The sequence below is a fragment of the Microbulbifer variabilis genome, from assembly GCF_020524905.1.
GTDB lineage: Bacteria > Pseudomonadota > Gammaproteobacteria > Pseudomonadales > Cellvibrionaceae > Microbulbifer > Microbulbifer variabilis_A.
On the sequence record NZ_JAIVKI010000010.1, the window covers coordinates 141,055 to 159,711 of the forward strand.

20 protein-coding genes and 1 pseudogene are annotated in these 18,657 nt (G+C 50.1%); 12 read left to right on the forward strand and 9 right to left on the reverse strand.

Annotated features, from left to right (window positions below; genetic code table 11):
- Positions 1 to 38: 38 nt before the first annotated feature.
- Entirely contained in the window at positions 39 to 851 is an 813-nt protein-coding gene (locus tag LC073_RS13035) for a class I SAM-dependent methyltransferase (protein ID WP_226647681.1), read from the reverse strand.
- 22 nt (positions 852 to 873) lie between these two features.
- Positions 874 to 1,173 carry an MTH1187 family thiamine-binding protein gene (locus tag LC073_RS13040; protein ID WP_226647682.1) on the reverse strand — a complete coding sequence of 100 codons (300 nt, stop codon included), beginning with the start codon at positions 1,171 to 1,173 and terminating at the stop codon, positions 874 to 876.
- A 130-nt stretch (positions 1,174 to 1,303) separates the two neighbouring features.
- Here LC073_RS13040 and LC073_RS13045 point away from each other — a divergent pair, with 130 nt between their 5' ends.
- The 4 genes from LC073_RS13045 to mnmC all read left to right on the forward strand — a co-directional run bounded on the left by LC073_RS13045 (position 1,304) and on the right by mnmC (position 4,949).
- Positions 1,304 to 1,834 carry a glycine cleavage system protein R gene (locus tag LC073_RS13045; protein ID WP_226647683.1) on the forward strand — a complete coding sequence of 177 codons (531 nt, stop codon included), beginning with the start codon at positions 1,304 to 1,306 and terminating at the stop codon, positions 1,832 to 1,834.
- Between the two features lie 94 nt (positions 1,835 to 1,928).
- Positions 1,929 to 2,402: a tRNA (uridine(34)/cytosine(34)/5-carboxymethylaminomethyluridine(34)-2'-O)-methyltransferase TrmL gene (gene trmL / locus LC073_RS13050; protein ID WP_226647684.1), complete on the forward strand. Its 474-nt coding sequence runs from the start codon at positions 1,929 to 1,931 to the stop codon at positions 2,400 to 2,402.
- Between the two features lie 14 nt (positions 2,403 to 2,416).
- On the forward strand, positions 2,417 to 2,956 hold the full coding sequence (gene fldB, locus LC073_RS13055; RefSeq protein WP_226647685.1) for a flavodoxin FldB: 540 nt from the start codon (positions 2,417 to 2,419) through the stop codon (positions 2,954 to 2,956).
- Positions 2,957 to 2,969: 13 nt separating this feature from the next.
- Positions 2,970 to 4,949 (forward strand): bifunctional tRNA (5-methylaminomethyl-2-thiouridine)(34)-methyltransferase MnmD/FAD-dependent 5-carboxymethylaminomethyl-2-thiouridine(34) oxidoreductase MnmC, encoded by a 1,980-nt coding sequence (gene mnmC / locus LC073_RS13060; RefSeq protein WP_226647686.1) that lies wholly within the window; start codon positions 2,970 to 2,972, stop codon positions 4,947 to 4,949.
- Positions 4,950 to 5,003: 54 nt separating this feature from the next.
- Here mnmC and LC073_RS13065 read toward each other — a convergent pair whose 3' ends face one another.
- On the reverse strand, positions 5,004 to 5,636 hold the full coding sequence (locus LC073_RS13065) for a DUF502 domain-containing protein (protein ID WP_226647687.1): 633 nt from the start codon (positions 5,634 to 5,636) through the stop codon (positions 5,004 to 5,006).
- Positions 5,637 to 5,645: 9 nt separating this feature from the next.
- Between LC073_RS13065 and LC073_RS13070 the strand changes: the two genes are divergently transcribed.
- Positions 5,646 to 6,437: a glutaminyl-peptide cyclotransferase gene (locus LC073_RS13070; protein ID WP_226647688.1), complete on the forward strand. Its 792-nt coding sequence runs from the start codon at positions 5,646 to 5,648 to the stop codon at positions 6,435 to 6,437.
- 2 nt (positions 6,438 to 6,439) lie between these two features.
- Here LC073_RS13070 and LC073_RS13075 read toward each other — a convergent pair whose 3' ends face one another.
- Positions 6,440 to 6,871 (reverse strand): hypothetical protein, encoded by a 432-nt coding sequence (locus LC073_RS13075; protein WP_226647689.1) that lies wholly within the window; start codon positions 6,869 to 6,871, stop codon positions 6,440 to 6,442.
- A 163-nt stretch (positions 6,872 to 7,034) separates the two neighbouring features.
- Between LC073_RS13075 and recQ the strand changes: the two genes are divergently transcribed.
- The 3 genes from recQ to LC073_RS21675 all read left to right on the forward strand — a co-directional run bounded on the left by recQ (position 7,035) and on the right by LC073_RS21675 (position 10,916).
- Positions 7,035 to 8,840, forward strand: coding sequence for a DNA helicase RecQ (gene recQ, locus LC073_RS13080; RefSeq protein ID WP_226647690.1), 1,806 nt, complete (start codon positions 7,035 to 7,037; stop codon positions 8,838 to 8,840).
- 165 nt (positions 8,841 to 9,005) lie between these two features.
- Positions 9,006 to 10,517, forward strand: a complete 1,512-nt coding sequence (locus tag LC073_RS13085; RefSeq protein WP_226647691.1) for a CoA-acylating methylmalonate-semialdehyde dehydrogenase — start codon at positions 9,006 to 9,008, stop codon at positions 10,515 to 10,517.
- 270 nt (positions 10,518 to 10,787) lie between these two features.
- Positions 10,788 to 10,916: a hypothetical protein gene (locus tag LC073_RS21675; protein ID WP_264190556.1), complete on the forward strand. Its 129-nt coding sequence runs from the start codon at positions 10,788 to 10,790 to the stop codon at positions 10,914 to 10,916.
- A 105-nt stretch (positions 10,917 to 11,021) separates the two neighbouring features.
- Here LC073_RS21675 and LC073_RS13090 read toward each other — a convergent pair whose 3' ends face one another.
- The 3 genes from LC073_RS13090 to djlA all read right to left on the reverse strand — a co-directional run bounded on the left by LC073_RS13090 (position 11,022) and on the right by djlA (position 13,854).
- A complete protein-coding gene (locus LC073_RS13090) occupies positions 11,022 to 11,912 on the reverse strand; it encodes an OmpW/AlkL family protein (RefSeq protein WP_226647692.1) in 891 nt (296 codons plus the stop codon).
- A gap of 677 nt (positions 11,913 to 12,589) precedes the next feature.
- A complete protein-coding gene (locus tag LC073_RS13095) occupies positions 12,590 to 12,898 on the reverse strand; it encodes a BolA family protein (RefSeq protein WP_226647693.1) in 309 nt (102 codons plus the stop codon).
- 173 nt (positions 12,899 to 13,071) lie between these two features.
- Positions 13,072 to 13,854, reverse strand: a complete 783-nt coding sequence (djlA, locus tag LC073_RS13100) for a co-chaperone DjlA (protein WP_226647694.1) — start codon at positions 13,852 to 13,854, stop codon at positions 13,072 to 13,074.
- Positions 13,855 to 14,092: 238 nt separating this feature from the next.
- On the opposite strand from djlA, the gene LC073_RS13105 reads away from it, so the two are divergent.
- A complete protein-coding gene (locus LC073_RS13105) occupies positions 14,093 to 14,710 on the forward strand; it encodes a hypothetical protein (protein ID WP_226647695.1) in 618 nt (205 codons plus the stop codon).
- 74 nt (positions 14,711 to 14,784) lie between these two features.
- On the opposite strand, the gene LC073_RS13110 is transcribed toward LC073_RS13105, so the two are convergent.
- Positions 14,785 to 15,687: a LysR family transcriptional regulator gene (locus tag LC073_RS13110; RefSeq protein ID WP_226647696.1), complete on the reverse strand. Its 903-nt coding sequence runs from the start codon at positions 15,685 to 15,687 to the stop codon at positions 14,785 to 14,787.
- A 139-nt stretch (positions 15,688 to 15,826) separates the two neighbouring features.
- On the opposite strand from LC073_RS13110, the gene LC073_RS13115 reads away from it, so the two are divergent.
- The 3 genes from LC073_RS13115 to LC073_RS13125 all read left to right on the forward strand — a co-directional run bounded on the left by LC073_RS13115 (position 15,827) and on the right by LC073_RS13125 (position 18,263).
- The gene (locus LC073_RS13115) at positions 15,827 to 16,474 is read left to right on the forward strand and encodes a hypothetical protein (RefSeq protein ID WP_226647697.1); all 648 of its coding nucleotides are present in this window, start codon (positions 15,827 to 15,829) and stop codon (positions 16,472 to 16,474) included.
- 1 nt (position 16,475) lies between these two features.
- Positions 16,476 to 17,180 carry a type 1 glutamine amidotransferase gene (locus LC073_RS13120; RefSeq protein WP_226647698.1) on the forward strand — a complete coding sequence of 235 codons (705 nt, stop codon included), beginning with the start codon at positions 16,476 to 16,478 and terminating at the stop codon, positions 17,178 to 17,180.
- Positions 17,181 to 17,708: 528 nt separating this feature from the next.
- Positions 17,709 to 18,263: a hypothetical protein gene (locus tag LC073_RS13125; RefSeq protein ID WP_226647699.1), complete on the forward strand. Its 555-nt coding sequence runs from the start codon at positions 17,709 to 17,711 to the stop codon at positions 18,261 to 18,263.
- Positions 18,264 to 18,475: 212 nt separating this feature from the next.
- On the opposite strand, the pseudogene LC073_RS13130 reads toward LC073_RS13125, so the two are convergent.
- A pseudogene (locus LC073_RS13130) lies at positions 18,476 to 18,657 on the reverse strand (IS630 family transposase); the annotation flags it as partial.

Below are 18,657 nucleotides of genomic sequence, written 5' to 3' on the forward strand. Positions count from 1 at the left end.
CCCGGTATTTACCAATATTGGTAGGAGGGAATTAAAACTCAGGATTTCGGTTTGCGGAAGCGCAGGGTCATGCGGTCGCTCTCGCCGATGGCCAGATACTTGTCCTTGTCCTCATCTCCCAGCTGGAGAGACGGCGGCAGGGTCCAGACGCCTTTCGGGTGCTTGGCGGTATCCTTCGGGTTGGCATTGACCTCGCTAACCTCTTCCAACTCAAAGCCGGCCTTCTTGGCCACTTCAATAACATATTCCTGGGTCACATAGCCACTCTCGACCATATCCTCTTTACTGGTACCTGGCTTAGCGCGGTGCTCCACCACGCCGAGAATGCCGCCGGGTTTCAGCGCGTTGTAAAAGCTGGCAAAGGCCTTGTCTTCATAACCGCGGTACATCCAATTGTGTACGTTACGGAAAGTCACCACCGCATCAGCGCTGCCCGCTGGAGCTATCTCACGACCGGTTTGTGGTGAAAATTCGGTGACCACAACATTTTTGTAGGCTTTTTTATTGGCGGCCAACTTGTCTTTGAAGTTCTTCAAGGAACTCTGGTAGTAAGAAGACTCGCTGTCCTCCGGGAAATGCGCTGCGTAGAGCTTACCCTTCTCGCCGAGGTAGGGCCCGAGGATTTCGGTATACCAGCCACCGCCTGGAGTGATTTCCACCACCGTCATATCTGGCTTAATACCCAAAAACTCCAGAGTTTCCGCCGGGTTACGATATTGGTCGCGTGCGGCGTATTCCTTGCTGCGGTGATCCCCCTTGATGACAGAGTTCAAGTCGGCGGCCTGGGCGCCGCCAGCCAGGGCCAGGGCACCGGCCAGAGCCAGCAGGGATTTCTTGATATTGATCGTCATAATCGTTCCTGTGTTGTTATCGTTAATCCAGCTTCGATCGCACGCTGTCGATCTTATCCTGTAATGACTGGTCCCGGTCTGTACGGGTTCCCAATTTCAGGCTGGTGGTGATGCGGTCTGCGCCCATGGCGTGTACTCGCTCATGACAGGCTTTTACCGCTGCCATCACCGCATCCCAGTCCCCCTCTATGTTGGTGCCATAAGCATGTAGATGATGAGTGAGTCCGGCCTCTGTCAGCACCTTTTCACACTCCGCAACATACCTACTGACAGACACCCCCACTCCCATGGGTACTACGCACAAATCGGCAATAACCTTCATTGACAGTCCCTCGCTAAGTTACCTGTTATTGGGAAAAGAAAAATGGCTTTAAGATTGGACGATAGAGTTATCCGACGAGATCCTATTACAATGCAAATGACACGTCTTTACTGAAGCAAAGGAACAAAATATGCAACAGCATCTTGTTATCTCCATGATCTGCAACGATAAGCCCGGTGTTGTAGAAAAGCTTTCTGCAGTCATTGCGGATAACGGAGGCAACTGGGAAGACAGCCATATGGCGCATTTCGCCGGAAAATTTGCCGGTATCTTGCGTGTCGCCGTCCCCGGAGATAAAACTCAAGAGCTGAAGGACGCCCTCGCCAGCCTCGCCCAGGCCGGCTATAACCTAATTGTGGAAGACGCGATCGCCGTAACCACCAAGCCCCAACAGACACTGACCTTGAAGCTGGTAGGCAACGACCGCCCCGGCATTGTGCGGGAAATCTCCCGTGCGCTCAGCGTTCACCATATCAATATGGAACAGCTGGAAACCACCTACAGCAGTACTCCGTGGAGTGGAGAACCACTATTTACTGCCGAGTGCATAATCAATGTCGACGAGGATATCGATCTCGACGGCCTGCGCGATGAATTCGATCAGATCGCCAATGAACTGGGGGTCGAGATCGACTGCGAGGAGATCGCCACTCCTCTCTAATTGTGGAATAATCCGCTGCCATACAAAGCCGGGCCCGCCGCCCGGCTCAAATCATCCTAGCGAGAAAGTACCGCTCCAAGGCATCCGCCAAGCAATGTTCAAAATTGTCCTATACCAACCGGAAATTGCCCCGAACACCGGCAATATTATTCGACTTTGCGCCAACACCGGCGCCGAGCTGCACCTGATCGAACCCCTTGGTTTCGACATGGACGACAAACGCCTGCGCCGTGCCGGGCTCGATTACAGTGAATACAGTCGCGTGGTTCGCCACCCAGACTGGCGGGCTTTTATCGACAGTGAAAAACCTGCGCGGGTGCTGGCCCTCTCAACCAAAGGCAGCCACAGCCATACCTCGATGGAGTATCAGAACGGCGATGCGATTGTGTTTGGCCCTGAGACCCGCGGTCTACCGACGGAGTTTCTACAAATGGTGGGCCCAGAAAACACCCTGCGCATCCCCATGCGCGCAGAGAGCCGCAGTATCAACCTGTCCAACGCCGCCGCCATTGTGATCTATGAAGCCTGGCGTCAGCTCGACTTCAACGGCGCCATAGACAAGCAGTAAGAATCTTTTTAGTTATGCCAAGCTCCCAAGCCCCGATAGGCCTGTTTTACGGCTCCAGTACCTGCTACACCGAAATGGCCGCAGAAAAAATCCGCCAATATATTGGCCCCCAGTGGATCGACCTGCACAACGTGGTCGAGGCGGATATTACCCTGGCCGAAGACTACGATTTCTTGCTGTTCGGTATTCCCACCTGGGATTATGGGGAACTGCAAGAAGATTGGGAGAATATCTGGGACGACCTGGCAGGGCTGGACCTGCACGGTAAGACCGTCGCCCTATTCGGACTCGGCGACCAGGAGGGCTACCCACAGTGGTTCCAGGATGCCCTGGGCTATCTGCACGCCCAGCTGCTCGCTTGCGGCGCCCGTGCGGTAGGTTACTGGTCGGCCGAGGGCTATGAGTTTGAAGAGTCGAAAGGGCTTACCGAAGATGGCAGCCAATTTGTCGGCCTCGCCCTCGATGAAGAGAATGAATTTGACCTCAGCGAGGAGCGTATTGGACGCTGGTGTGACCAGGTTATGCGCGAATTCGGCCTGAAGGATGGCGCCTAGCGGAAGTATTGAAGTGAGCAAATCCGGCAAACACGCGGATATCCAGTGGCGCGAAGACGGCCAACCCCTATCCCGCGCCTATGACGATATCTATTTCTCCACCGCCTCCGGGCTGGAGGAAACCCGCTACGTATTCCTACAGCAAAACGCACTGGCGGAACGCTGGGCGGCTCTACCCGAGGGCGCCACTTTTACCATTGGCGAAACCGGCTTTGGTACCGGTTTAAACTTTCTTGCCGCCTGGGAGCTCTGGGAGAAAACCGCCCCGAAAAATACGCAGCTGCACTTTATTACAGTGGAGAAATTTCCTCTGCACCCGCGGGATCTGCAGCGCGCCCTGGCACTATGGCCTCAACTGCAGCCCTACTCCCAGGCGCTGATCGAAGCCTACCCGCCATTACTAGCCGAAGGTGTTCACCGCCTGCAGCTCGGTCCAGTAAAGCTAACACTGATTATCGAGGAGGCCAGCCAGGCTTTAGATAGCCTGCGCTTAGAAAAAGAGAACCGCGATCGATACGTCGATGCCTGGTTTCTGGATGGTTTTGCGCCGGCCAAGAACCCGGACATGTGGACAGAAGAGCTGTTCACAAATATGGCTCACCTGAGCCGACCCGGCGCCACCTTCGCCACCTTTACTTGTGCGGGACTGGTCAAGCGCGGCCTGCGCGAAGCAGGCTTTACCTTGCGCAAAGTACCAGGATTTGGCAGCAAGCGGGAGATGCTGTGCGGCACACTGGAACAGCTACATAGCTATCAGCACCACAGCACTCCCTGGCACCTGCCCATTAGCGGGCCACAGCAACCAAAATCTGCCACAGTAATCGGCGGCGGTATTTCCGGTGCCACCATTGCCAGAGCACTCGCGGAGCGAGGCGTACAAGTACAAATTGTTGAGCGGGGACCGGCCCCCGGCAGCGGCGGCTCCGGCAACGACCAGGGCATACTCTACGGTAAGCTCTCCCCCAAACCGGGCCCAAATGGAGACTTTAACCTCCATGCCCTGATGTTCGCCCAGCGATATTACAAGCAACACTGCCCGCAGCTCGCACATTTTAACGGCCTCTTACAGCTGGCTCAGAGTGATAAGGAAAAACTGCTACAGGAGCAGATCGCCACTAGCCTGGCAGAGCACCAAGAGCAAAACCTGGCCCGAATAGTTTCTCATGAGGAGGCCAGTCAGCTAGCGGGCGTAGATCTTCTTTTTGGCGGGCTCTACTTCCCCAATGCGGGCTGGCTGGAACCCCAAAAAGTGTGCGCTGCGCTATTGGAACACCAAAATATCACCCAATACCAGGGCACAGCAGTGGAAACCCTGACTCGCCAACAAGACAAGTGGCTGCTGTATGCAGAAGGCAAAGAGATAGAAACGGAGGCGCTCATTCTCTGTGGAGCCAATGATATTCGCAGCTTTGCACCGGCTGAAGCCCTGCCCTTGCGGCCAATACGCGGCCAAGTCTCCCGCGTGCGCGCCACAGAGACTTCCGCAAAATTAAAAATTGCCCTCTGTGGCGAGGGCTATATCACTCCGGCCCACGAGGGGCGCCAGAGCTTCGGCGCTACCTTTAAACTCAAAGAAACCGCAACAGAGTTACGGGAAAGTGAACACAAGGAGAATCTGCAGACACTGGCAGAACTGCTGCCGCAGCTTGCTGAGGAGTTTTCCAACCAGGATTTCTGTGGCCGCGCCGCACTGCGCGCAGCTACACCGGATTATTTGCCCGTTGCCGGGCCAATTCCCGACTGGGAATCCCTGGACAGCACCTACGCAAACTTGCGTAAAAACCGCAAATTATTGATCGCAGCGCAGTCGGACTATCAGGCGGGGCTCTACGTGATGGGCGGCCTGGGCTCCCGCGGTTTTACCTACGCGCCGTTAACTGCCGAATTACTCGCCAGCTGGATTGTGGGTGGGCCCCTACCTGTGTGCGCAGATCTGGCCAAGGCCCTACACCCTGCGCGCTTTGCCATCCGCGACCTGGGTAAGAATCGCTAATCGAGTGAGAGCAGAGGTTTCTCATGCTCCCCAATATTTTAGGTTTCCCCTACCTTAAGCTTTCTCTGCTTTAGATTTCCCCGATGGTGCCAACAGACTGGCACTGCCGGCCCCACAGGCCACGATAGTTTTCATGGCCGCTTCAACGCTAACGCCAGGCAGTATTTCCACACACTCAGCCGGCACATGGAAAACAAAACCCGAAGTGGGTACTGGAGCCGTTGGTACGTAAACCGTCATCTCGCCATTGGCATGCTGAGAGGTCACTATCGCCGTCACCGTGAGCGGGTTATCCGCGCCATGGATGCGCACTCGTGCCACGGGCCCAGAGAGTACACCCTCACCACCACCGCCGATAAATTGCACAACCAAATCTTTAATGGTGCTATACCCTGGTGCCAGGCGACCGAGCCAATGGTCAACATGGCGATGTAACCAGTTGCCAATACTGGTCTTCACCAGCAGGCCAATCAAAAAGCAACCTCCGAGAATCAGCCCTATCACCACAAGCTTGGCGAGAGTATCCTTAAACTCTGTGTTCGCTTCCAGCCAGGTAACGGCAGGGGCGACAATTTCACTGACTTGGCCTAACAACCACTGGAATAAAAGTACTAAGATTGCGATGGGCAGCACTACCGCCAAACCACCCAAAAGGGTCAAAGTGACAAAGGTTTTTACTCTGGTCATAGATAATTGATGTACCGATTTACACTCCGCAACTGCATACCGCTGCTCTTATCTTGCCTGCTGCCAATAGCGGCACAAGCACAGCTAAAGGTAACCCCCTTCTCCATTCTGGAGGAACGCCAGCGTAGCGAGGATCATTTCACCCAGGGGCTGTATTTCGACGGCCAGCGCTGGTGGGAGAGCAGTGGCCTTTACCGCCAATCATGGCTCGCTGAGTATACCGACCCTAGCGCCAAACCTGTAAGGCGTAAATGGCTGCCAGGCAGACTGTTTGCCGAAGGGCTCACCGTTCTGGGGGATAAGCTCTACCTGCTTACTTATAAAGCCGGTGAATTACATATTTACAGCTCCGGCGATCTGCAACATTTAGGGGTTAAGCAATACAGTGGCGAGGGCTGGGGGCTCACCAGCGATGGCGAATCCCTGATTATGAGTAATGGCAGCGATACACTAACCTTTCGCGATCCAGATACCTTTGAGGTCAAGCGTCAGCTCAGGGTTCATGGAGCCGGGGAAGACTGGTCGAACCTGAATGAACTGGAATTTGCCGAGGGTTTAATCTGGGCCAATATCTGGCAGAACAGTCGCATCATCGCCATAGACCCAGAGAGTGGAGAAGTGCTCGGTGCTATTGATCTAGGCCGGCTTAATCCCGATGTGCGCCAAAACCCAGACACAGTTGCCAATGGTATCGCTTGGGATAAAAACCGAAATGGACTCTGGGTAACGGGAAAATTTTGGAAGCAGCTCTATTTGATCCGGCCTGAGGGACTGGGCTTTATTAAAAACACAGCCCACTGAGTTCAGCGCCTGCGGTCAATGACCGTCAGCACCCCGCCGTTACGCAAATAATCCATTGAGGAGAGCTGCAACTGCAGGTGAAAGCCGTGGTCCCGACTTTGCAAGCTGACACCATCAAGCCCGGCCTGCCCATCGTAAAGCAAGGTGGACTCACCCTTTTCATCCCGCCATTGAATTCCCTCGACATTGCGCATGCCGAGAAGCTCTAAAGTGACCAGGGTAAACTGCTCTGGCAGCGGCTGTAGCTCAATCTGTGCAACACCAGAGGCGGTGGCCAGAGAGAAAGCCAACTGATTCTCCGGCGCTGGGTGCCAGCCCAGATGAGTGTCCGCCACAACAGATTGCGCAAGAGTGCGCGGAGCAATGGAGGAACAGCCGAAAAGCCCGGCCAGAACTGTCAACCACAACACAAAAAGCACGATCAAAGTGCGCATAGACCTGTCCTTAGGCGATCGCTGTGATGAGATGCAGGGTGAGAGGTGATTATAACCCGTGAATTCTGTCACAACTTATAAGCTGCCATTGCATTGTATTTCAAGGCAACCCACCCTATAAACCCACCGCACAAAGTCACTACGCGGGGTATACTCCGCCGCCATGAATTCCCCACAACATATTCTCGAACACGTCTTCGGCTATACCCACTTCCGCGATCCCCAGGAAGAGGTCATCAACACGCTGGTAGCCGGTGAAGACGCCCTAGTGCTTATGCCCACTGGTGGCGGCAAATCCCTGTGCTACCAGATTCCAGCCCTAGCCAGGAACGGCTGCGGTGTGGTGATATCCCCATTAATCGCATTGATGCAGGACCAGGTGGAGGCATTACAGGAGGCTGGTATTCGAGCCGCCTACCTGAACTCTTCCATCTCCTATGACGAAGCCCAGGCCATTGAAAGTCAGTTGCTACACGGCGAGCTCGACTTACTCTATTTGGCACCGGAGCGCCTGTTACAACCCAGAACCTTGGCGCTTTTACAGCGTGTCGAACTCTCACTATTCGCCATTGATGAGGCTCACTGTGTCTCCCAGTGGGGCCATGACTTTCGCGCGGATTACCTACAACTCAGCTGTTTACACGAGCAGTTTCCCAGGGTACCGCGCATAGCGCTGACAGCCACTGCTGATAAACGGACACGTGCGGAAATAGCACAACGTCTCGATTTGGAGAATGCCCGGCATTTTGTCAGCAGTTTCGATCGTCCGAATATTCAATACCGTATCGAACCAAAAGAAAACCAACGCAGGCAACTCCTGCAACTTCTGAAGAACGGGCAAGAAGGCCAGGCTGGTGTAGTTTACTGTCTGTCCCGTGCAAAAGTAGAGAATACCGCCGAGTGGCTCAGGCAACAGGGCTATACTGCCCTTCCCTATCATGCTGGCCTCCCAGCGGAAACCCGCGCAGAACATCAACGCCGCTTTCTGCGCGAGGAAGGGGTGATCGTTGTCGCCACCATCGCCTTCGGTATGGGTATCGACAAGCCTGATGTGCGATTTGTGGTACACCTCGACCTGCCCAAGAGCATCGAAGCCTACTATCAGGAAACCGGTCGGGCTGGGCGCGATGGAGAAGCTTCTATAGCGTTACTGCTCTATGGCCTGGAGGATGTGGTCAAACTAGGGCAAATGGTGGAATCCTCCGAAGGTAGCGAAGAGCACAAACGCCTCGAGCGCTCACGCCTAAATGCCATGCTGGGCCTGTGCGAAATGACCAGCTGCAGACGTCAGGCACTATTACACTATTTTGCTGAGACTCTCGAGCACCCCTGTGGCAACTGTGATATTTGCCAGGAACCACCCGCTACCTGGGATGGCAGTGAAGCCGCCATCAAGCTGATCTCCTGTGTGTACCGAACCGGTCAACGCTTCGGTGCCAGTCATGTGATTGACGTACTACGCGGCTCAGATAATGAAAAGGTACGTAAATTCAACCACGATCAGCTCACTACCCATGGTATTGGCAAAGAACTCAGTGGCAGTGAGTGGAGGGCCGTGGTTCGCCAACTGATTGTAAGAGGCTATTTGGAAGTTGAAGGTGAATTTCAAGGACTCAGGCTCACAGAAAGCTGCCGCCCATTACTGCGCGGAGAGGAAAAGCTACAGCTGCGAAAACTTCCCAAGAAAATGCCTCGTGCGCAAACCCGGAATCCAAAAGTGCTGGATGATCTAGAACCGGAAGAAGAACCTCTCTGGCTAGCGCTTCGCAACTGCCGCAAACAACTGGCCGAAGAGCGTGGGGTCCCGCCTTATGTCGTCTTTCACGATGCCACCTTGCGTGGAATGGTAAAAGCGCACCCGCAAACCCACAGTGAACTCCTGGCTGTCTCCGGTGTTGGCGATAGTAAACTGGAACGTTTTGGTGATGCTTTTCTTGCCGTACTTAGGGACTTCCCGAAACATAATTAAGAACTGCAAGCTAATAGAAATTATTTAAAAAATAAAAAAAGGTACAAGAGACCTATTTTATTTCATGTACCAACAACTGGTGAATTTTCCCACCTGGGGTTACCTGTGTTACAAAGGCACAAAGAGGTAAAAAAATAACGTATAAATCCCCAGTGAGAGGAAACCATGAAAGTTATTGGTCACCTGATTAATGGCAAGCTAACAACCAGCGACGATTCGGCCCAGCACCCTCGCCTACAAGACATAACCAACCCCTCAACGAATGAAATAATCGGTAAGGTCGCACTGGCTGGCAAAGCCACCGTTGAGGAGGCAATCTCTGCAGCAGAAGCCGCCTACCCCGCCTGGCGTAACCTGCCCACAGCAAAGCGTGTGCGTATCATGTACCGTTTGCGCGATCTGCTGGAGGAGAATGCGGAGAAGATCTGCGAGCTGATCACCCTGGAGCACGGTAAAGTGTTCAATGATGCCATGGGTGAGCTGCAGCGGGGCATCGAGAATATTGAATATGTCTGCTCTTCACCAGAAATGCTCAAAGGCGAGCACAGTAAGAATGTAGGCCCAGCCATTGACTCCTGGAGTGAGTTCCAACCTCTGGGCGTCTGTGCAGGAATTACCCCATTTAACTTTCCGGCCATGGTGCCTCTATGGATGTGGCCAATGGCGATTGCCTGCGGCAACACCTTTATCTTAAAACCCTCCGAGCGCACTCCCTCCTCCGCCCTGTTTATCGCCGAACTGGGGATTGAGGCCGGCATCCCGGCCGGGGTTTTAAATGTTGTTAACGGCGATAAAGAAGCCGTGGATACACTGCTGACCGACAAGCGTATTCAGGCCGTAAGCTTCGTAGGCTCAACGCCCATTGCAGAATATGTCTACACCACAGGTACTGCACACGGCAAAAGAGTTCAGGCCTTTGGCGGTGCAAAAAATCATGCCATCGTGATGCCGGATGCCGATCTCGACAATGCCGTAGCCGCATTAATGGGTGCTGCCTTCGGCTCCTGTGGCGAGCGTTGTATGGCTATTTCTGTAGCCGTTGCAGTAGGTGATGATACAGCCAACACTTTAGTAGCAAAACTTAAGGCGCAAATTTCCCAACTAAAGATTGGCGATGGCATGGACAACCAAAACGATATGGGGCCTTTGGTTACCAGTACTCACTTAAACAAGGTTGAAGGCTTTATTGCTGCTGGTATCGAAGAAGGCGCAGAATTGGTAGTGGATGGCCGCAATATTAAGGTACCAGGCTATGGAAGTGGCAATTACCTAGGAGCCTGTTTGTTTGATCGTGTAACCCAAGAGATGGCCATACATCGCAGTGAAATTTTTGGTCCAGTACTCTGCGTAATGCGTGTAGATACCATGCAGGAAGCGATGGATATCATTGATGCTCACGAGTACGGCAATGGTACTTGTCTATTTACGAGAGATGGAGAAGCTGCCCGTTACTTTAGTGACAACATTAAAGTAGGTATGGTGGGCATCAATGTGCCTTTACCGGTGCCTGTAGCGCATCACAGTTTCGGCGGCTGGAAACGCTCCCTTTTTGGAGACCTGCACGCTTATGGGCCAGATTCCGTACGATTTTATACCAAGCGGAAAACTATCACCCAGCGCTGGCCTGCGAGTGGGGTAAGAGAAGGTGCACAGTTCAGCTTCCCAAGTAATAGCTAATTAGAGATAAAATCAGGGGCGGATATCCGTCCCTTCCACCAGTAAAAAGCATCAATTTAAGCCCCCCCAAATAAGCCTCCCTCCCTTGATGTACCGGCAATAACGGAAGCCTAAAATCTAAGGAGATAGAGATGACCAATAAATCTAGCCCCAAAACAATCATTAAAGCATTTATAACTCTTCTGTTTTTCTTACTTACTACCTCCATATCTTCACTATCCATAGCGCAAAGTGCGACCCTGAAACAGTGCCAAACTTGGAACAATAAGATTGAGCACTATCAAGACAAAAGAAAAAAGGGAGGCTCCGGTAAAAAGATGGATGAATGGAAGGGAAAGATTCGGCAGTACCGAGATAAGTTCAGGAAAAATAAATGCAGTAGGTATGGAAGAAGACTAGGTTAAAGCCGCTCAGAGAGAAAAGGATTTAGCTTTACCCCCAAAGTGACTCATGAAATAAATAAAAAAAGGGCGCAACGCGCCCCTTTTCAAAGGATAAGATTGATTACCAGTTGAAATCAAACTTATAGCCTACACCGATATTGAATACCCAGGGATCAAACTCGTAGTCACCTCCGAATCTGTGCTCCCACCAGCGGCCAAAATCGTCATCATCATCAAAGAGACGGCGATTGAACGTATCTACTTCGATATCAGTGGTTACATCATAGTAAATAGCAGCCACATTAATCAGCCAGCTACTATCATGGCCAAAGGTGAAATCAACACCAATTTGCCATGTATAACCCCAGCTATCGCCAAAGTTCAAACGGCCATCCCAGTCACGCCAGACTAGATTATCATCATCATCCTCATACCAGAAACCCCAGTGTCTGAGGCGCTCATCACTGAAGTCGGTATAGTTAATACCGATACCCATGTAAGGCTGTACCAGGCAGCTGGGATCCAGTGGATACCAGTTCAGATATGCAGCCGTGGTTTGGGGCTTCCAGCGAGCAAAATCACCTCGACGGCGATCAAATAGATTATCATCCCAGTCATCATCCCAGAAACGCCACAGCCAAGGATCACGACTACCACCAGTATGTCGATCACCTTGTTGGTAGCTCAGGGAAACACCCCAGTGATCAGTTGGCTTCCATTCAGCATTGATAAACCATCCCCACTCACCATCTGGGTCAAGGTTGGTTCGGAAGGCACCCCAATCATTAAAACGATTAAAATCGTCATCATCATCGTCGTACCAGCGAAGCCACCGATCAGCAAAGGTTACATTGTCTGAATTTGGTGACCAGTAAGCTCCGCCAATCCGGATCTTGAACTCCTGGGTAGGAGGGGGTGGTGGGGCATAGCCAGCAGGTCCTGCCGAAGCGACACTAGAGATTGCTAAGGCGAGGGGCGTCATAACGGGGATCAGAATACGCGTCATCTTCATTTGTGGTAACTCCATTGAAATTCAGCAGATCAAACAGCAATCAGCCCAATCAATGGTCAGTCTAGTCGCACGAAATCACAGATGTAGAAAAAACAAACAAATGTTGGCGCCCAAATATAATTCTACGTTTTTATGGCACCGATAAGATCTTTTGACGCGAAAATTAACAATCAGATCTTAATCTAACAAGGAATCTAGCGCCCACAGTATTTCTTCGGTTGTGAGTTGGACAACTAGTATTACCTCAAATTCCAATAGGGGCTGACACAATTTCATGCCTAAAAATAAAAACAGGAATGAATTAGGAGAGCCAGAATAGAGTTGGCATAAAAACCCACATTTTGCCTTAAGCTGGAAATAAAAGAATTACTTTCAGAAAAATTGAATAAATATCGCATTATCAGAAATTACAGCCTAACAACTTTTGGCTTAATTTCTCTGCTTCAAGGGATTATAAGCGCGAGGTGAAAACCTTATGAATATATCTGGGAATGTTAAAACTTGTGAACTCAAAATCAGGCTGCTCTAAATTGGGTCAGGGCAGCCTGGTTTTTTTGTTGTTTTTATAAGCTTCCCCCCGAAAAAACACTCTTCTCAGGGGTGGAACGTCGCTAAACCCTACGAACATCAAGGATGTGTACGCGCGGGTATATTAACTTGATATAGCCTGTTACCACTTACTCTTTCTTGCTACCACCCTGACATTCAGGGCTCTCGGGAGCGTCGCCTTCCCACTCATTCGGCGCATAGGTATGGAGAGCCAAGGCATGGATGGGGCCAGCCAATTCATCGGCAAGAACGGCATAAACTTTTTGATGACGCTGAACTTTTCGAATTGATTCGAAGGCCTCGCTCACCAGTACCACACGGAAGTGCATTTCAGATCCTGCTGGAACATTATGCAAATGGCTTTCACATTGAACATCAATAAATTGGGGATGGAAGCTAGCGGTTAATTTTTCTTCGATCTGATTTGCAAGGCTCATAAATTCTCTTTACAAATTTTCTTCAGGTGAGTCTTCAGGATTTTTTATTTCAAACAATGAGCTGAAACAAAAGATTTATGTACTACCGCCACCTAGCTAGGAAAAACAGCAGGAAGGCTAGCAGATCTTCCGACCTGCTTAGCATTCCGCGACGTGCCTTCAAGGCAAGGCAATTAACTGGCAACTTTTGTCTTGCTCTTCCGGGCTTCAACTATTGCCTCGTACGCAACGGTGATACTCTTCATTTGATCTTCGGCGTGACGCATAAACTCCTCAGGAAGCCCCTTGGACGCCATTTTGTCAGGGTGATACTCAGCAGCCTTACGGCGATAGGCCAACTTCAAATCCTTATCGCTGGTTTCCTCAGAGCAACCAAGCACTGCGTAATGCTGTTGAAGCTCAGAAGCACTGCTTCCCCTACCGTGCCCAAATTGATTTTGCATGGCCTCAAAGAATGATTCATGCAAGCCCAAATCCGCAGTAATTTTTCTGAGAATGACTTCCTCAGAGGAATGCAATTCACCATCTGCGTAAGCAACAGCAAATAAAAGGCGATAAACCATTTCCCGCATCGCCTGGTTCTGGACCAACATACGATATTGTTTTGCATAATCGTAAATGCTGTACTTATCCGTCTTCGCATTCTCAAAGATTCGGATTGCATGTTTGCGATCCTCGGCGCTCAGGCGAAGATTATTTTGGATAAAATCCTCGATCAGCTGCACTTCCGCTTTGGATACTTGCCCATCTGCCTTGGCCATCTTGGCCAGCATGGAAAATAAGGTAACAATAAAAACTTTCTGGGCGCCTTCTTTATTTAGGACTGCAGCAGCACTACCCAGGCGCTTTAGGCCAGATCCAAAGGAGCTACCAATCCAGGCACCCAAGGCCGCGCCAATAGGGCCTCCAAACATAAAACCAAATCCGGCACCAATTCCCGCCCCTAACCAGGACATACACTCTCCTCCGAACGCCAAGTGGCGCTCCAATATCATCTAAATCAAACTGTTAAATCCCGGCTATCTTACCACGTGTAAGAGAACGTCAGCCGAAAGACGTGACTAAAAAGTCAAGCGCACTTTTCCTTAAGGCGTCACCTTGATCCCTGTCAGGTACATTTAGTTTCCTAACAGTCTCCCTCTATCTGCCACAATGATGTACAGGGCATTCTCATAGGAAATGAGGAAAGGCTAAATGAAACTGCGGCGAGCGGTAGGCTTATTGCGCCATTTAACAATGAGCCTTCTTATATTGCTGGTTTTTACAGGGTGCGAAAACCGGCAGGATACAAATAGTCAGGCTACCGAGTCACAATCTAACAAGGTTGATACCACTGGTCATCAGGACTGGGAAACCATTGTTGAAGTACTCCTTCACCCCCGCTGCTTGAATTGTCACCAGCTGGAGTTGCCTCTTATCAATCAAGGCTCCCCTCATGTACCCCGCGTAGAACGGGGGCCCGATAATATGGGCATAGGCACAATGCGCTGCAGTAACTGCCACTCCAACCAGAATAATCCAGTAACTGGCGCACCCGGTGCACCGGGTTGGGCTATGGCCCCCATCAGCCTTAACTGGTCTGATATGTCGTCGGCCCAAATCTGCAAGCTGCTGACCACCCCCCAAGATAATGGCGGCCGCTCCCCGGAGCAGTTGATGCAATTTATGAGTGAGAATCCCCTCGCTCTTTGGGGCTGGAATCCTGGCGGCAAGAGGGAACCCGTCAATATTCCCCACGAGAAACTGGTAGAGGCACTAAAAGGTTGGATAGCCGCAGGAACACCCTGTCCACCACAGGCTCCTTCAGATTAACTGCTAGCGGGGAGAGGGTTGATGAGGCAAAGGCTAGAGGGGCACTATTTGTTAACCCCTCTACTCAAGTCCCTCTATTTAAGTCCCTCTGCTCCCGATAAAGCCAGGGCCAAGTCATCCAGCCATCCTTTATGCCCTCCCCTCCAAGCGATAAAAAGCTCTTCTTGCGGCTCTACAAATTCACCGGCAACCTTTATTTTTGCACCACCCACATCCTCAGCAAGAGCTTCTGGCAGCAAAGCGAGAAACTGACCCGTTTGAATCAGGCGGCTAAGCACTCCATAGTCATTCACCATGACCTGAAGCTTTCTGGCAGGTAGGTTTTCTCCCCAACCATCACTGCCGATGCCTCTCTCCTCACCACAGAACGGAGAAATTCTCGGTGCAGCAAAGGGGTATTGTTGAATAATATCTATTGGCACCCCAGATTTTGACCACTTATCAGAGGCCAAGGGATGGCCAGGCCCTGCAACGATACACAGGGTTTCTATTCCCAGTCTGCGTGTCGTTATCCGGGCTGGTACCTGCCCCAATACTGCTCCGGTGATTATGGCCAAGTCCATCTCCCCTCTCACCAGCATGCTCAGTGCCAAGGATTCATAGGCAGAAGTCAATGATAGGCGGGCTTTTGGGTGTCTTTCTGCCAACTTACTTTGAATTAAGGCAGCCCAGGTCAGTTGCAAGACTGCAGGAGCCGCCACCCGACACTCGGGTAAATTGCCCAACCCATCGAGTTCAGCCTGGGCCTGCCGCGCGATGGCTGTAATCTCAGCTGCCCGCCCCTGTAATCGACGCCCCGCATCGTTGAGCCGGATTTGTTTGCCCACCCGGTCGAATAAACGCGTGTTCAACGCCTTTTCCAGACGACGTAAAACCTTACTTAAGCCCCCAGGGGTCGTATCCAAACGGTCAGCCGAGCGCTGCAGGTTTTCTGTAGCGGCAATAACAAGGAATTTCTCAAGATCTTCTATTTCCATTTTGGAATCAAAAGCTGTAGATATTGAATCGATTGGTAACCAATGTACGTTTAAAATCGCAAAACACCAAGCCTTTGGGTCCGCTTAATAGCAAGGAGCTTCCTATGTAGCGGTCCCACCACTAGGAACTGACAGACTGATGGGCAAACTTTCTCGACTCTGGGGATTCAGTATTTCGGCAGCCTTAACCATGGCAGCGGCATTAACGACTGCAGACGATTCGAACGGCACTCATGGTATGGCGCTATTTCCCATAAAAGGGCAACTCATTGCCTCCCATATGCCTCTTCACAGCAGGCGCCACGGACACCAGATTCTTCTGGCGCTGGAATCAGATAATGATAAAGCCATTGTTGAGCTGGCTCAGAACACACCGTTCATTTCTCTCAAGCCCGAAGAATTCTCCTTAAACCGTTTGCGCAACGGCGATTTAGGTTTTTTTACCGGTGAAGTATTTAATGGCCACTTTGAGCGTGAAGGAAAAGTTCAACTGAAATCTATTCAATTCAGGGTTGCCAACAAGTTACTAGACCGCCCCCTCACTCGCAAAGAGAATGGTCACTACCGTTTGGTGCACTTAAATTCAACGAGCCTGCTTATCCACGAAATAGCATCCCCTCCCAGTTTCGACCAGATTCTGGAAGTTACTGCGGGCCCATCTGCTCCCGACTCTATCAACACGGATAGTAAACGCCCTGTTTCTGAAGCCCACTGGCCTGAACGTCTCAAAGAAGCGGGGATTGTGTTTCGCCGACAGCTCTACCTGGAAAAGCAGGACTTTCAATAAGATGCAGAAACCGATTCTCATTATCCAACATGGAGAAGATGAAGGTCCCGGATATATTGCCGACTGGGCAAGCCAACACCAGATACCAACAACCATTCTTAACCCGCAAGAATCTGTGTTACCAGAAAATGGTTTTAGTGGCGTCATCATTTTTGGTGGAATGATGAATGTCAAAGATCACAAGTTACTACCATGGCTGGCAGACGAAATTCAATGGGTAAAACGTACTATTCATCAGCAAATTCCCTTTTTAGGCATTTGCCTGGGTGCACAAATCCTCGCTCACGCACTGGGAGCAGATATTAAGCCAATGGAGCAGGAAGAATTGGGCTGGCACTCTCTTGACTGGATGGCAGCGCAGAACCTCATCATCTCCAACGAAGATAAAGTCTTTCAAGCGCATAGTTATTATTTTGAAATCCCTGAGGGGGCCAAACGCCTGGCGAGCTCCAAACTCTGCCCTAACCAGGCATTTTTATATAGAGATAACATTCTCGGCTTACAATTTCACCTGGAGTGGTCACAACAGAAGGTCGCACAACTCTTTCCAGAGCACTTCCAAAAATACGGGTCTCCTGAGAAGAATCACTCAGCTAGCCATGAAGTGTTATTTGAAATTATAAATACCCACCTTATAAGCAGAGAAGCAAAAAAATATATTTATAAAGATGCTGAACACTCCCTCATCATCGCACATAATGCGTAGAATAGAAGAGCCAGGACGCCATCCATCACCGAAAAATAAGAAATTTGTCTCAGCACCTAGTAAAACCTTACTACACAATCTAAAAAACCAGCCAAACAATCTCTATTTTCAAACTAAGACAGACAGCCCAACACTAGCGATAACATCTAACCCAACTACCAACCCCACCACACAACCAAGAAAACAATGACAAATATTTTATAACTCAGAATTAAATTCAAGCATATGAAGACCCATGAAAAACATTGACATTTACAAATTCAAATATCAGTCACACCACCAAGAAATCTCAAAAACCTTCAAATGCATAGAATCAAAAAATCATACATGCAATCAAGAAATAAGAAATCACTCTCAATCGCTAGTAAATTTTTCCTAAATACAGCAAACAACCAACCACTTCCACTCCCCCCCAGAAATTTAACAGCTATCATTTTTAGACCAACGCATTGTCACTAATCGCCTATAACTACGATTAGTTTTGGTGCATCTTCACAAAAGTATTTTTTTCATGCAAGGAAGTTTTTCATGAAGAATTCATCCTCCAAATTACTGACATCTATAGCCGCTGCCAGTATTGCGTTAGGCTCAGCCACATCTGCGTTATCCCAAACAGATAGTGAAACTACCACTATAACGCTGATGTTGATGCAGGTGAACAGTATTGATATAGCGTTTGTTGACCCTGTAAATATCATGCAACCTGCACCCACGGCAGATGCAACTGCTGATGAATCATTCTGTGTTGCCGGAACTGGCACCGTTATGAATTACAGTATTACTTTTGTCAATCCAGCTTCTACAGGGCCAGCGTTTGAGTTAACTTCACAAACAAATCCTGGCTCCTTGCCAATTAACTACATGGTAGCCTTTAAGAACAACAACAACCCTGGACCTGGGACAATACCGGCTACGCCCAACGTCCCCATTATGAATCAATCAATCGAGGCAACTGCCTGCACAGACCCAATTGCTGGTGAGAATGCAAAATTTACCGTTACTGTTCCTAATGCCGAGTGGATGAATAGAGAGATGGACTCACCATTTATGGGACAACTACAAATTACAGTACAGGCTGAATAATTACCCAGACAGGATTCACCACCTTTAACTACGCCAGAATATATTTCTGGCGTAGTGCTCAAAAAAAACAATAGAAAAGATATTAGGTATTTTATACCCCACAAAAAAAATATCAAAAATTTAAGCTCAGTTATAATCATAAGACACGCAGCCAAACCTAACCAACAAACACAAACCCAAGTAAGTTATTAACCCGGCGGATAAGTGGTTCATTATGCTGCATATTTAATTGAGCGGTGTTTAAAGTAGGAAGCTACACGTGCGGGCTTCTTTTCTAACATTCTCATGTGAGAAAGTACCTTGCTTTTCAGCTTCTCTCTCGTTCGTGCTGGCATCCCACTGTGAACGCCCGCTTTGAGATCACAATTCAAATATTCATCCGGGTTCAATTCAG

Bases quoted from the DNA above. Each gene is read 5' to 3' on its own strand.
- LC073_RS13035 (WP_226647681.1), bottom strand. From the start codon at position 851: ATGACGATCAATATCAAGAAATCCCTGCTGGCTCTGGCCGGTGCCCTG.
- LC073_RS13040 (WP_226647682.1), bottom strand. From the start codon at position 1,173: ATGAAGGTTATTGCCGATTTGTGCGTAGTACCCATGGGAGTGGGGGTG.
- LC073_RS13045 (WP_226647683.1), top strand. From the start codon at position 1,304: ATGCAACAGCATCTTGTTATCTCCATGATCTGCAACGATAAGCCCGGT.
- trmL (WP_226647684.1), top strand. From the start codon at position 1,929: ATGTTCAAAATTGTCCTATACCAACCGGAAATTGCCCCGAACACCGGC.
- fldB (WP_226647685.1), top strand. From the start codon at position 2,417: ATGCCAAGCTCCCAAGCCCCGATAGGCCTGTTTTACGGCTCCAGTACC.
- LC073_RS13065 (WP_226647687.1), bottom strand. From the start codon at position 5,636: ATGACCAGAGTAAAAACCTTTGTCACTTTGACCCTTTTGGGTGGTTTG.
- LC073_RS13070 (WP_226647688.1), top strand. From the start codon at position 5,646: ATGTACCGATTTACACTCCGCAACTGCATACCGCTGCTCTTATCTTGC.
- LC073_RS13075 (WP_226647689.1), bottom strand. From the start codon at position 6,871: ATGCGCACTTTGATCGTGCTTTTTGTGTTGTGGTTGACAGTTCTGGCC.
- recQ (WP_226647690.1), top strand. From the start codon at position 7,035: ATGAATTCCCCACAACATATTCTCGAACACGTCTTCGGCTATACCCAC.
- LC073_RS13085 (WP_226647691.1), top strand. From the start codon at position 9,006: ATGAAAGTTATTGGTCACCTGATTAATGGCAAGCTAACAACCAGCGAC.
- LC073_RS13090 (WP_226647692.1), bottom strand. From the start codon at position 11,912: ATGAAGATGACGCGTATTCTGATCCCCGTTATGACGCCCCTCGCCTTA.
- LC073_RS13095 (WP_226647693.1), bottom strand. From the start codon at position 12,898: ATGAGCCTTGCAAATCAGATCGAAGAAAAATTAACCGCTAGCTTCCAT.
- djlA (WP_226647694.1), bottom strand. From the start codon at position 13,854: ATGTCCTGGTTAGGGGCGGGAATTGGTGCCGGATTTGGTTTTATGTTT.
- LC073_RS13105 (WP_226647695.1), top strand. From the start codon at position 14,093: ATGAAACTGCGGCGAGCGGTAGGCTTATTGCGCCATTTAACAATGAGC.
- LC073_RS13110 (WP_226647696.1), bottom strand. From the start codon at position 15,687: ATGGAAATAGAAGATCTTGAGAAATTCCTTGTTATTGCCGCTACAGAA.
- LC073_RS13115 (WP_226647697.1), top strand. From the start codon at position 15,827: ATGGGCAAACTTTCTCGACTCTGGGGATTCAGTATTTCGGCAGCCTTA.
- LC073_RS13120 (WP_226647698.1), top strand. From the start codon at position 16,476: ATGCAGAAACCGATTCTCATTATCCAACATGGAGAAGATGAAGGTCCC.
- LC073_RS13125 (WP_226647699.1), top strand. From the start codon at position 17,709: ATGAAGAATTCATCCTCCAAATTACTGACATCTATAGCCGCTGCCAGT.